At 71.5% G+C, this 12589-nt stretch carries 13 protein-coding genes; 4 read left to right on the forward strand and 9 right to left on the reverse strand.

The features are described from left to right. Positions 1-146: 146 nt before the first annotated feature. From BXA11_RS09670 to BXA11_RS09695, 6 genes are all read right to left on the reverse strand, one after another. Positions 147-992: a serine hydrolase gene (locus BXA11_RS09670; RefSeq protein ID WP_143734169.1), complete on the reverse strand. Its 846-nt coding sequence runs from the start codon at positions 990-992 to the stop codon at positions 147-149. A 13-nt stretch (positions 993-1005) separates the two neighbouring features. Continuing rightward, a complete protein-coding gene (locus BXA11_RS09675) occupies positions 1006-2631 on the reverse strand; it encodes an N-acyl-D-amino-acid deacylase family protein (protein WP_239105199.1) in 1626 nt (541 codons plus the stop codon). Next, positions 2628-3380, reverse strand: coding sequence for an amino acid ABC transporter ATP-binding protein (locus BXA11_RS09680; RefSeq protein WP_076434325.1), 753 nt, complete (start codon positions 3378-3380; stop codon positions 2628-2630). Before BXA11_RS09680 ends, BXA11_RS09675 begins: the two co-directional genes overlap by 4 nt. Before the next feature lie 17 nt (positions 3381-3397). Continuing rightward, on the reverse strand, positions 3398-4351 hold the full coding sequence (locus BXA11_RS09685) for an amino acid ABC transporter permease (protein WP_083744100.1): 954 nt from the start codon (positions 4349-4351) through the stop codon (positions 3398-3400). Next, the gene (locus BXA11_RS09690) at positions 4342-5226 is read right to left on the reverse strand and encodes an ABC transporter substrate-binding protein (protein ID WP_076434196.1); all 885 of its coding nucleotides are present in this window, start codon (positions 5224-5226) and stop codon (positions 4342-4344) included. The genes BXA11_RS09685 and BXA11_RS09690 overlap by 10 nt, the downstream gene beginning before the upstream one ends. Positions 5227-5339: 113 nt before the next feature. Continuing rightward, positions 5340-6914 carry a pentapeptide repeat-containing protein gene (locus tag BXA11_RS09695; protein WP_076434197.1) on the reverse strand — a complete coding sequence of 525 codons (1575 nt, stop codon included), beginning with the start codon at positions 6912-6914 and terminating at the stop codon, positions 5340-5342. Positions 6915-7049: 135 nt separating this feature from the next. Here BXA11_RS09695 and BXA11_RS09700 point away from each other — a divergent pair, with 135 nt between their 5' ends. After that, positions 7050-7913, forward strand: a complete 864-nt coding sequence (locus BXA11_RS09700; protein ID WP_076434198.1) for an SDR family oxidoreductase — start codon at positions 7050-7052, stop codon at positions 7911-7913. A gap of 230 nt (positions 7914-8143) precedes the next feature. On the opposite strand, the gene BXA11_RS09705 is transcribed toward BXA11_RS09700, so the two are convergent. Further along, positions 8144-8344 (reverse strand): DUF3072 domain-containing protein, encoded by a 201-nt coding sequence (locus tag BXA11_RS09705; protein WP_030508076.1) that lies wholly within the window; start codon positions 8342-8344, stop codon positions 8144-8146. Between the two features lie 60 nt (positions 8345-8404). Continuing rightward, positions 8405-8944, reverse strand: a complete 540-nt coding sequence (locus BXA11_RS09710) for a hypothetical protein (RefSeq protein WP_204053924.1) — start codon at positions 8942-8944, stop codon at positions 8405-8407. A 565-nt stretch (positions 8945-9509) separates the two neighbouring features. Here BXA11_RS09710 and BXA11_RS09715 point away from each other — a divergent pair. From BXA11_RS09715 to BXA11_RS09725, 3 genes are read left to right on the forward strand one after another with little or no spacing between them, the layout of a single operon-like run. Then, on the forward strand, positions 9510-10151 hold the full coding sequence (locus tag BXA11_RS09715) for a GOLPH3/VPS74 family protein (RefSeq protein ID WP_076434199.1): 642 nt from the start codon (positions 9510-9512) through the stop codon (positions 10149-10151). Positions 10152-10182: 31 nt separating this feature from the next. Continuing rightward, on the forward strand, positions 10183-11655 hold the full coding sequence (locus tag BXA11_RS09720) for an APC family permease (protein ID WP_076434200.1): 1473 nt from the start codon (positions 10183-10185) through the stop codon (positions 11653-11655). Then, complete coding sequence (locus BXA11_RS09725; protein WP_083744102.1) at positions 11652-12257, forward strand: GNAT family N-acetyltransferase; 606 nt, start codon at positions 11652-11654, stop codon at positions 12255-12257. Before BXA11_RS09720 ends, BXA11_RS09725 begins: the two co-directional genes overlap by 4 nt. A 27-nt stretch (positions 12258-12284) precedes the next feature. Here BXA11_RS09725 and BXA11_RS09730 read toward each other — a convergent pair whose 3' ends face one another. Then, entirely contained in the window at positions 12285-12545 is a 261-nt protein-coding gene (locus BXA11_RS09730) for a GntR family transcriptional regulator (protein ID WP_030508081.1), read from the reverse strand. Positions 12546-12589: the final 44 nt, after the last annotated feature.

Raw genomic sequence — 12589 nt, forward strand, 5'->3', positions numbered from 1 at the left:
CCGGCATAACCGGCGCCGAGGACGACGATGCGGTGCTTCATGTGATGCTCCTGTCGGTTCGCCTGCTTCCGGGGAATTGAGCGGAGCAGCGCCTCGATTGCTGACAGGAACTTCCATGTGGCCTGGGTCACACAGCGGCGGCAGCGTCACCCGGGCCGGAGGACGGTGTCCGCTATGGCGAGGCCCGCCTGGCGGATCGCCTCGACCAGGCCGTGCTCGCGGCCCGCGGGTCCGTGCGCGAGCACGGCGTAGCCCTCCCACCGCGCCCCTACCATGACGCCCACGTCGGCCCGCGTCCCGGCGTCCGTGCCGGTCTTGTTCGCCACCCAGACCCCCGCGGCGTACGGCAGGACCGCCGGCGGGTCGCGGTCCTCCGGCTCGTGCGGGAGCAGCGCGGGCACCAGCGCGCGGTCGGTGTTGTGCGCCATCCAGCCGAGCAGCAGCCGCTGCCACGGCTCGCGGCCGTACGTCAGCGACCGCATGAGGCCCGCCAGCTCGCGCGCCGTCCCGGTGGCGAAGGAGGGCGGGTGCTCGGGGAGCCGGGGCTCGCGGATCTTGTCGTGGATCCGGGTCCTGGTCAGCCCGAGCGCGGCGGCGGCCGCGTCCACCCGCCCGAGCCCGAGCCGCCGCAGCAGCGCGTTGGTCGCGGTGTTGTCGCTGACGGCGGCGGTGAACAGCGCGAGGTCGCCGGTCGTCCAATCGCGGGCCGACAGGCCGGTCAGCAGGCCCGACCCGCCCGCGTAGTCCTCGTCGAGCAGCGTCACGCGCTCGTCCGGGTCCACGACGCCCGCCGCCACGTCCTGCGCGAGCGCCGCGAGCAGCAGCACCTTGCCGGTGCTGGCGAGCGGCAGCACCACGTCCTCGTTCAAGCCGAGCAGCCCGGGAACGCAGACGGCCAGCGTGCCCGGGCAGGCGGCCGCCACCTCCTCCAGCGCGCGGGAGTCCGTCGCGCGAGAGTCCGTCCCGCCTACGCCGGTGACCTCTCCGTTCATCACGTCGTCTCTCTCACAGGGCCAGCACCTTTCCCGGCCGGGCGCCGGTCTCCTCGCCGTCGCGCACCACGACCACACCGCCCGCGACGACCGCGCCGATCCCGGCGGGCGGCAGCAGCGGCTCGGTGAACGTCGCCCGGTCGGCCACCGTCGCGGGGTCGAAGACCACCAGGTCGGCGTGCGCGCCGTCGCGGATCACGCCGCGCCCGGTCAGCCCGAAGCGCGCCGCGGCCATCCCGGTCATCTTGTGCACCGCCTCCTCCAGCCGCAGCAGCCCCAGCTCCCGGACGTATCGGCCGAGCACCCGCGGGAACGTCCCGGCCCAGCGCGGATGCGGACGCCCGCCCGGCTTCGGCACGCCGTCGGAGCCGATCATCGCGTACGGCGCGGCCAGCACCCGCCGCACGTCCTCCTCGACCATCGAGTGACTGATGATCGTCACCTCGCCGGCCTCGGCCACCAGCAGATCGGCGGCCACGTCGAGGGGGTCGGCGCCCGCCGAGGCCGCGAGTTCGGCGATGGTCCTGCCCTCGGTCTGCGGGTGGCGGGGCGCGCACGCGACCGAGATCCGGTCCCAGCCACCGTTGCCGACCGTGTTCTCCCAGCCGGGCACGCCCTCCGCGATGGAGCGGCGCATCCGGTCGCGCTGCGCGGGGTCGCCGAGCCGAGCGGTCAGCGCCGCCAGGCCGCCGTCGTTCGCCCAGGGCGGCAGCATGGCCGCCAGCACCGTGCTGCCCGCCGTGTAGGGGTAGACGTCGCAGGTGACGTCCATGCCCTCGGCGCGCAGCGCGGCGATGCGCGGCAGCGTGCGCTCGGTGCGGCCCCAGGCGTAGCGGCCCGCGGTCTTGTGATGCGAGACGTGCAGCGCCGCGCCGCTGCGCCGGGAGATCTCGATCGCCTCCTCCAGCGCCTCCTCGACGCGCGACATCTCGTCCCGCAGGTGGGTGACGTACGGCTTGCCGTGCCGGGCGGCCACAGCCGCCAACGCCACCACCTCGTCGGTGCCCGCGTACGAGCCCGGGGTGTAGATCAGGCCGGTGGACAGCCCGGCCGCGCCCTGCGCCAGGGAGGCGTCGAGCAGCGCGCACATCGTGCGCAGCTCGTCGGGCCGGGCGGGCCGGTCGACGGGCCCGAGCACGCCCGCCCGGAGCGTGCCGTGGCCGACGAGTGAGGCCAGGTGGTTGGCCCGGGGCACTCCGGCGTGCGCGGCGGCGAAGCCCGCGAAGTCGGCGTACGCGCCGACGTCGCCGCCGAAGGTGATCCGCGTCTCGGCCCGCATGGCGGGCAACCGCTCCGGCAGCGCGGGGAAGAGGCTGGACCCGCAGTTGCCGCAGATCTCGGTGGTCACGCCCTGCAGCACCGACGCCCGCACCAGCGTCGAGCCGCCGCCGGACGCGCCGAGCAGCGTGACGCCGTCGGAGTGCGTGTGCACGTCGACGAATCCGGGGGCGACCACGCGTCCGCGCGCTTCGATCACCTCGGCCGCGCCCGTACGCGGCGCCTCACCCGGAGGCAGCACGGTCAGCCGCCCGGCGGCGACCCCGACGTCGGCGGGCCTGCCAGGGCGGCCGGTGCCGTCCACCAGCAGGCCGCCCCGGATCAGCAGGTCGAAACCGCTGGGCAGATCGAGACCGCTCACTGGACCTGCCCGAGGAAGGCGCGCAGCCGCTCGTGGCGGGGCGCGGCGAGCACCTCGCGCGGGTCGCCGCGCTCGACGATGACGCCGTCGTCCATGAACACGAGCTGGTCGCCGACCTCCCGGGCGAAGTTCATCTCGTGGGTGACGACCATCATGGTCATGCCGGTCGCCGCGAGGTCCCGCATGACGGCCAGCACCTCCTGCACGAGCTCGGGGTCGAGCGCGCTGGTCGGCTCGTCGAACAGCATCAGGCTGGGCCGCATGGCCAGGCTGCGGGCGATGGCCACCCGCTGCTGCTGGCCGCCGGACAGCTGGGCCGGGTAGTGGTGCCCCCGGTCGGCCAGGCCGACCCGATCGAGCAGCTCCTGCGCCTGCCGCCTGGCCTGGGCGGCGGACGTGCCGAGCACGGTGACCGGCCCCTCCATCACGTTCTCGATCGCGGTGCGGTGCGGGAACAGGTGGAAGCGCTGAAACACCATGCCGATGCCGCGCCGCTGCCGGGACAGCTCGTGAGGGCGCAGCGCGTGCAGCCGGCCGTCGCGCTCGGCGTAGCCCATCAGCTCGCCGTTCACCCAGATCCGCCCCGAGTCGATGCTCTCCAGGCGGTTGACGCAGCGCAGCAGCGTCGACTTGCCCGACCCCGACGGGCCCACGACGCACACCACCTCTCCGGCGGGGACGTCGAGGTCGATGCCTTTGAGCACCTCGAGCGACCCGAAGCGCTTGCGGACGGAGCGAATGCGCACCATCGGCTGGTCAGGGGTGCTCACGACGGCTCCTCGGGTGACAGGGGGGCCTTGGACGGCAGCGGCTCCTTGGACGGCAGCGGCGACAGGTTGCGGCGCACCCGGGAGGACAGCCGCACATGGCCGCGTTCGAACCGCTTCTCGACGAAGTGCTGGCCGACGCTGGCGATCGTGGTGAGGACGAGATACCAGATCGAGGCGACCACGAGCATCGCGATGACCTCGAAGTTGCCGAGGTAGATGCGCTGCGCGACGGTGAGCAGCTCGGCCCCGGCGATCACGGAGACCATCGAGGTGGTCTTCAGCATCGAGATGAACTGGTTGCCGGTCGGCGGAATGATCACGCGCATGGCCTGCGGCAGCACCACCCGGCGCAGCACCTGCCGGTGCGACATGCCGAGCGACTCGGCCGCCTCCCGCTGGCCCGGGTCGACCGAGCGGATGCCCGCGCGGACGATCTCCGCCATGTACGCGCCCTCGTTGATGGCCAGGCCGAGCAGCGCGGCGGTGAACGGCGTGATGACCGCGTTCGCCTGCCACTCGATCAGCTTGGGCCCGCCGAACGGCACGCCGATCGCGAAGGTGGGGAAGACCAGCCCGATGTTGAACCAGAAGATGAGCTGCACCAGCAGCGGCGTGCCGCGGAAGAACCACGTGTAGAGGGCGGAGGTGCCGCGCAGCACGGGGTTGTCCGACAGCTGCATGACGGCGGCGAGCACGCCCAGGGCCAGGCCGATGGCCATGGACAGCACGGTGAGCTGGATCGTGACCCACAGACCGCCGAGGATCCTGCCGTCGGCCAGGTAGGCGACGATGACGTCCCAGTGCAGGTTCTCGTTGACGATGATCGTGTAGGCCAGCCAGACGAGGAAGAGGAGGGCGACGGCCGCGCCCAGCCACCGGCCGGGCCGCACGGGACGCACGGCCTCGATCGGCAGCTCGACGCCGGCCGTCCTTTCCGGCGTCACTTCCACGGCTGGGTGTTGACCAGCACGCCGTCGACGGCGTTGGCCGTCACGCCGTACTCGTCCAGCACGGACGTGTAGCCGCCGTCGGCCTGGAGCTCCTCCATCGCCTTGGCGACCGCGTCGCGCAGCGCCGTCTTGCGCTTGTCGATCGCGATGCCCCACGGGCCGGCCTCGTACTGCTCGGGCAGCACGTCGTACTTGCCGGTGTCCTTGGCGTACATGACGGCGACGGGGTAGTCCACGATCGTGGCCACCGCGCGCCCGGAGTCGATCGAGAGCAGGCCGGTGGGCGCGTCCTCGCTCTGCATGATCTTCATCTTCGTGGCGCACTTGTCGTTCTGCTTCTCGCCGATGGCGAGGTTGGAGCTGCCCTTGGCCAGCACCACCGTGCGTCCGCACAGGTCATCGAGGTTCTTGATGCCGTCCGGGTTGCCCTTCTTCACCATGATGGCGCCGCCGGCGTTGAAGTAGTCGACGAAGTCGACCGCCGCGCGCCGCTCCTCGGTGTCGCTCATCGAGGACATCACGATGTCCCAGCGCCCGCCCTGGAGGCCGGGGATGAGCCCGTCGAAGGCCGCGTTGGTGATGGAGAACTTCAGCCCGAGCTTGGCCGCGATGGCGGCGCCGAGGTCGGGGTCGACACCGGTGAGCTCCTGGGTGCCCTTCTTGTACATCTCCATCGGCGGGTAGCCCTCCGACGTGGCGACCCGCAGCGTGCCCGTCTTGCGCACGTCCTCGGGAACCAGGTCCTTCGCGGTCTTGCCCGTCGTCGCCGCCGCGTTGTCGCCCGCGGCGGTCCCCGACGACGAACGCCCGCAGCCGCCGGCGAGCGCCGACACGACCAGCGCGCCGACTATGGCCACATATAGGCGCTTTGTCATGGAACCTCCTGTTTTGCGAACGATTGAGCTTATGCTGGCGACAGGAGGTAACGGCCGTAACAATCGTGAACGCTTGTGGTCCTCAGCATCGAAGTCTTCGATGCTCCCCGTCCTCAGCCTCCGAGTCCGTGCGCCGGGTGGGAGAAGGACGCCACGGGCCGTACGACCGCGACCCGGGCACGCTGGACGGCGGGCTTGCCCGGCGGGCGCGCCCCGGCGGCCCAGCACGCCGCGCCCGCGACGACGGCCGTCACCAGCGCGAGCCATCCGAGGGCCCGCCCCGCGCGCAGGCCGTACCCGCAGGCGAGCCAGTAGAGGGACAGCAGCAGTCTCATCCGGCCGCGCGGGCTGCCCAGCCGCCGCATCTCCATGGCGCCGAACGCGAAGTCGGCCGCGACGCGCGCGTCGTCGACGCCCGGCCGCAGCCGCTCGTACAGAACCGCCAGGCGCGCCGGGTCGGGCGTGCGCTCGCCGGCCGGACCTGTGGCGGGCTCGTCCGCGCTCTGCGCCGCCCACCCCCGCCACAGGTGCTCGTCGGCGATGACCCTGCGGCGGCTCCACCACCGTACGGGCGGCCACCCCAGGCGCAGCCCGAGCCCGCCCGGAGGGGCGGCGAACACGCACTCCCGCAGGCTCAGGCCCTCGGGGCGGCGCAGCCCGCCGAGGCCGCACGCCCGCAGGTCCGCCCCGGTCAGCGTGAGCGCGTCCGCGTCGAGGCCGTCGAGCGAGGTCACGCGCAGCCGGCCGGAGCGCCGGGTGACGGCGGACAGCCCGGCGAGCGTGGCGTCGCGCAGGTCGACCTCGGCGTCGGACAGCCGTGCGGCGAGCCGCCCCAGGACGGCCGCCGCGCGAAGCACCACACGGCACCCGCCGGTGTCGATGTGCAGCGGCGCGCAGGCCCGTACGCCCGCGAGTGACAGGCGCCGCACGATCCGCATCGGGCCGAGGTAGGCCGCCCCCTCGAAGCGGGCGCCCTGGAACTCGGCGCTCGCCCCGCAGTCCGAGCCGCGGAAGGAGACGGCCCGGTGGAACCGGGCGCCGCGGAAGCCGGCGTCCCCGTGGAAGACGGCCGCGTCGAACACGGCGAATCCGTGGAACTGCGCTTTCTGGAACGACGCTCTCTGGAACGACGCCTTCTGAAACGCCTTCTGGAGCGAGGCGGTCCCCGGGGCCGCGGCCGACGGGGCACCGAACCGCGCCGCGCCGAAGAGGGCGTCGCCGCGCACCGTGATGTGGTCGAACGCCGCATGGCCGCACACCCGTGCGTCGTGCAGGGAGAACTCGCGGTGGAACCGGGCCTCGCGGAAGGAGGCGTTGCGGAGGAATCGGGCGCCGTAGAACGAGGCGAGGCGGTCGAACCTGGCATTGTCGAAGGTCGCGTCACCGGCGAAGACGACCTCGCCGAAGCGGGCCGGGCCGGTGAAGACCGCGCGGTCGAACCTCGCCCTGCCGGCCCGGCGCTCCACCCCGTCGAGGACCCGAGCGAGCAAATCCTCCGACAGGAGGGTGCCGCGCAGATCGAGGGCCTGGCCGGGCGTCAGGGCTCGCAGGAACCTGCCCGCCTCGCCCGGCGAGAGGTGCGCCAGGCACCTGCCGTACGGCTCGTGGGCGACGCCGAGGCACTCGGGCACGGCGTCGCACGTTCTCCAGACCACGTCGAGCGGAGCGATCCGCGCCGGGGGTGTCATGGCAACGTCATACCCGATGTCCTGTCTAGAGATGTTAAAGCGTGATGGATAGGTAACAGTGTGTATCCGTCAGGGAACCGCCGCCGCGCGGTGCGCCGGCCGTTTGCCCTGGACGGGCAGGGGTAACCGACGTGCATGTCTGAGCAGCCGAACTCCACACCGCCACCGCAGACGCAGCCGTACCCCGGCCGGACCGGCGAGATGACGCCCGAGCCCAGGGACGAGATGCGCGACTACACCGGACGCGACCTGCTGGCGGGCAAGCGCGCACTCGTCACCGGCGGCGACTCCGGCATCGGACGGGCCGTGGCCGTGGCGTTCGCCAAGGAGGGGGCCGACGTCGCGATCGCGTACCTGACCGAGCACGACGACGCCGAGCACACCAGGAAGCTGGTGGAGCAGGAGGGCCGCCGCTGTGTGGTCATCCCGGGCGACCTCGCCGATCCCCGCCACTGCGAGGAGGTCGTGGAACGCACGGTCCGCGAGCTCGGCGGGATCGACGTGCTCGTGAACAACGTGGCCACGCAGTCGCCGGTGCAGTCACTGGAAGAGCTGCCGGACGAGCAGTGGGAGCGCACCTTCGCGGTCAACATCCACAGCTACTTCCGGGTGACCAAGGCCGCGCTGCGGCACATGGCCGAGGGCGGCTCGATCGTCAACACCTCGTCGATCAACGGGCTGCGCGGCAACAAGACCCTGATCGACTACTCCGCCACCAAGGGCGCGATCAACGCGTTCACCTACTCCATGGCGCAGGTGCTGGTCGAGCGGGGGATAAGGATCAACGCCGTGGCCCCGGGCCCGGTCTGGACGCCGCTCATCCCGTCGACGTTCCCCGCGGAGAAGGTGGAGAAGTTCGGCCGGCAGGCGCCGATGGGCCGGCCGGCCGACCCGGACGAGATCGCTCCCTCGTATGTGTTCTTCGCCGCCAACCGGCTGTCGTCTTACTACACGGGCGAGGTCCTCGCCCCGATCGGCGGCGAGACGCTGCCCGGATGAGAGGGCGCCGGATGAGGGTGCCCGACGAGGGTGCCGGCCGACGTCCCGGGCCGACGCCCTGCCGCGACTGTGCCGGTGCGACGGAGCCGGGTCGACGGTCGTAAGCCGATCTCACAGGCCGATCTCACAGGCCGATCTCACAGGCCGATCTCACAGGCCGATCTCACAGGCCGATGTCATAAGGCCGCCCGAGGTCTTGCCCGGGCGGCCCTGGGTTTCTTCACCCGTTTTCACCTGTTCTCGTTCAGGCGGCGGCTCTGGTCCTGCAGCTCGTCGATCAGCTTGGAGGCCTCGGCCTTGCTGAGCCCTTCCGGAACGTCCCGCCCGGCCTCCCTCGCCAGCGTGCGCAGGTAGGACTCCTGCGGCGCGGTCATCGGCTCGTCCCCGGTCGCCCACTCCTCGGGGTCCTTCTCCACAGGTCCTCGGTCCATGACTCCTCCATTGTCGAACTGCCGTTCGCTCTACCCGCCGCCGCGGCCCGTAACCTGCGTTCACCGCGCCGCGGGGTGACGCATGTATCGGGCCCGGGTGAGCTCGGACTCGCTCGGTTCCTCCTGTCGCCGCCGCAGCAGCCGCGCGGCCAGCACACCGCCCGTGACGCATCCGGCGGTCAGTGCCGCCGCCGCGGCGAACGCCGCGCCGGCCCGGGTGGACGCAGGCTCAGGCCGTACGGCGCGGGCCCGCCAGGCGCGCAACCACATGGCCTCGGCGCCCGCGTCGAGCAGATAGGTGGGCCGGATTCGGCCAGTGGGCACGTAGGCCAGGTCGACGGCGAGCAGCGTCGCCGCCGTGGCCATGCCGAGACGGCGCGCGTGGTCGGCGCCGCCGGGAGTGGACGCGGCCCGGATCTGCGTCCATCCGATCCCCACGAGCAGACCGGCGACGGTGCGCTCCAGCCACCGGTCGGTCTTCGCGCCGAACACCTTCTCGAAGCTCGGCATGTGCAGCAGCGGCCACAGCCCGCCCGCGATGTTGAAGAGCCCATGGGCGCGGGCCAGGGCCGCCGCGCCCCTGTCGTCCTGGATGGTCATAGGCCGTCGATGCCCGATGGAAAAACGGACAAACCGGGCTCGGTTCGGCGGGATGGCCAGGGGCAGGCGCCCTGGGTGTAGGTGAGCAGGGTGAAGGTGTACGGGGTGGAGACGCTCTGAGGGGAGGTGCTCTGGGACAGACGAACAGGACAGGTGCTCTGGGGGTAGGTGCACAGGGAGCGGCAACGGGGGAGGACGTCATGCCCGGAAACATCAAGATTCGGCCACTCGGGGGAGCGGCCGGCTGCCTCCTGATGATCATCATCTCGATCGTCGCGTCGATCCTGCTCACGATCCTGGCCAACGCCCTGCTCCGATGAGAGGCCCGGCGCGCTCGTCGCGGGAGAGGGGCCGCCGTCGTACTCCCGGCCCGATCGTCGGCGTTCGCCGTGGGGGCCTCCCGCCGACTTTCATCGCCCGTCGTGACCCTATTCGAGGTGGACCGTAATTGCATTAGCCGAAAAGTCCGTTCCGGTTGGCACAATTCTCCTATTCGCGCGCAGATCGCCAGAACGTAAATTTGCGCGATGACAGGTGGAACATTTCGCCTATATCATCGCCGACCGTGGCTGAAAGCGATCTTTCGAGCCCGTCCCTTGTCGATGACCTGTACTTTGTCCTGCACGACAATGTGACGGGGCATCCGTTGCTTCATTCCCGGCTCACGGGGCTGGCGCTGGCCGGCGGGGTCCTCGGTGAACTGATGCTCGCCGAGCGTGTGGCGCTCGACTTCGCGGCGAGCCCGGAACGCCTCTACGCCACGGCCCGGGAGGCCGCCGATGAACCGCTCACCCGTGCGGTGCTCGGGCACGTCATCGCCGAACCGCATCACCCGGTCGGCACGTGGCTCCTCTTCTTCGCCCGGACGATCTACGCCGACGTCGCCGCCAGGATGATCGCCGCGAAGCTGCTCAAGCCGCCGGTAAGGCACTTGCTGAAGCAGCAGCCTCCGGCTCCCGCGGACATGAACACGGCGGCGTGGCCGCTCGCCCGCCTGAACCTCACCATCCAGAGGCGCAAGCCGCCGGTGGAGCGGGACTGTGTCCTCCTGGGGCTCCTGGACGCGGCCGGCTGCGCCCAGCGGGTCCTGTCCGAGCACGATCCCCGGTTCGTGGCCGCCGCGACCGCCATGCTCCCCATGGCTCTGCGGAGGCTCATCGCCCAGACCAAGGTCGCCGTCGGCAAGGCCGTCATCAGCCGCCGCTGACCTCCAACCCCCCTCACCACGGAGTTCCTAGGTGTCCCTCACACAGCAACGGCCCAGCGCCGTCACCGCCGCACTGGCCGAGGACCGGCTCGGCGTGCCGTCCATCGTGTTCTTCGTCATCTCCGCGGCGGCGCCGCTGATGGTCGTCGCGGGTTCGGTCCCCACCGCGTACACGGTGACGGGCGTCATCGGTGTCCCGTTCGCATTCCTGATGCTGGGCGCTGTTTTCGCGCTCTTCGCCGTCGGATACGTGACGATGGCCAGGCACGTGGTGAACGCGGGCGCCTTTTATGCCTACGCCGCCCAGGGGCTCGGCCGGACCCAGGGAGTCGCGACCGCCTGGGTGGCGCTGCTGGCGTACAACGCGCTGCAACTCGGCCTCTACGGAATCATCGGGTCGGCGGCCGAGCCGCTGCTGGTGGACTGGTTCGGCGCCTCGCCCCCGTGGTGGGTGATCGCGCTCGTGGCGTGGGCGCTGACCGGCGTGCTCGGCCTGCTGCGGGTGGACGTCAACGGAAAGATCCTGTCCGTCCTGCTCGTCAGTGAGATCGCCATCGTGTTGCTGTTCGACCTCGGCGACCTGACCCATGTCGCGCCGGAAGGCATCAGTTTCGAGGGCTTCACCCCCGGCGCCCTGTTCGTGCCCGGTGTGGGCGCCGCGCTCGCCACCGTCGTCGCGGGGTTCGCCGGCATCGAGTCGTCGGTGGTCTTCGCCGAGGAGTCCAAGGACCGCCACCGGACCGTGCCGATCGCCACCTACCTGGGCATCGCGATCATCGCCGTGCTGTACGCGTTCTCCGCCTGGGCGCAGACGGTGCCGACCGGGCCGGGCGGGATCGTCAAGGCCGCCTCGGACCAGGGGACCGAGCTCATCTTCAACCAGGCCGCCCTCCACCTGGGCACCGCCGTCTCGACGATCGGCTCGGTGCTGTTCGTGACCAGCAGCATCGCCTGCATGATCGCCTTCCACAACACCACGGCCCGCTACATCTTCGCCCTGGGCCGGGAGAACGTCCTGCCCTCGATCTTCGGCCGCACCTCGGCCCGCACCGCCGCCCCGATCTCCGGGTCGCTGCTGCAGACGGTGCTCGGACTGATCGTGATCGCCGTGTACGCGTTCTCCGGCCTCGACCCGGTCACCAAGATGTTCTTCATCTTCGGCACGTTCGGGGGTCTCGGGCTGCTGACCCTGCTCACCGTCACCTCGATCTCGGTGATCGTGTTCTTCTCCCGTGACCCGCGGGGGGAGACGACCTGGCGCACCCGCATCGCCCCGGCGCTGGCGATCCTGGCGCTCTGCGTGATCATCGGGCTCACCCTGGTCAACTTCGACACGGTCCTCGGGGTCGAGCCCGACTCCATCCTCCGCTGGATCCTGCCCGGCATCTTCGTCGTCGCGATCGTCCTCGGCCTCGTCTGGGGCCGGGTGCTGAAGTCGATCAGGCCCGAGGTGTACGCCAACATCGGCCTGGGCGCCCAGGCCGTCAACGGGAGTGCCAAGTGACGGTCGAGATCACCCGGATGACGGACCCGGCCGCGGCCGGGGGGCTCATCGCCGAAACCTTCCACACCGACGAGATCACCCGATGGCTCATTCCCCGGGCCGACGACCGGCTGCCGATGCAGCGGCGGTTCTTCACCATGTGGGCCGGGCACGCGCTTGACCACGGCGACGTCTACGGCGTCCACGAGTCGGGCGAGCTGGCCGGTGTGGCGGTCTGGTTCGCCGCGCCGTTTCCCGAGGTCCCGGGGGAGCAGGAGGCGATCGCGTCGTTCGCGGGCGAGAACGCCGCACGCTACCGCCTCTTCGGCGAAGTGACGGAGAAGCTCCACCCCCAGGAGCCGCACCACTACCTGGCGTTCATCGCGCTGGAACGAGGAAGGACCGGCCGCGGCCTCGGCACCCTGCTGCTGCGCGAGCATCACCGCAGGCTCGACGCCGAAGGCATCCCGGCCTACCTGGAGGCGAGCAGCGAGGCGAGCCGGCGGCTCTACCTCCGCCACGGCTACGTCGACATGCCCGAGCTGGTCAGGCTGCCCGGCGGCCCGGTCATGTACCCCATGTGGCGTGAGCCCCGCCCGGCCGCGCAGGCCGGACAGCCGTAACGGTGGGGACGGGCGGCGACCGACCGGTCAGCCGCCGCCCGTCTCCTCGGCCCGGGTGGACACGTACGCCCCCTGTCCCTCCACCGTGTACACGAGGCCCTCGCCGCTGAGCACCTCGACGGCGCGGCGTACGTCCTCGGGGGCGAACCCGTGCTCGCGCACGAGCAACTCCTCCGGCGGCAGAGGCCGATCGGGCTCGATCCGGCCGTGGACGATCTCCTCGCGGAGCATCGCCGCGAGCCGCCGGTGCGCGGGGACCGGTTCCCCGGGATCGTTGGTGACGGCCACGCCCCACCACTGCCCGGCTCCACCCGATCCAACCCTTCGCTCTC

The organism is Microbispora rosea (genome assembly GCF_900156315.1).
GTDB lineage: Bacteria > Actinomycetota > Actinomycetes > Streptosporangiales > Streptosporangiaceae > Microbispora > Microbispora rosea.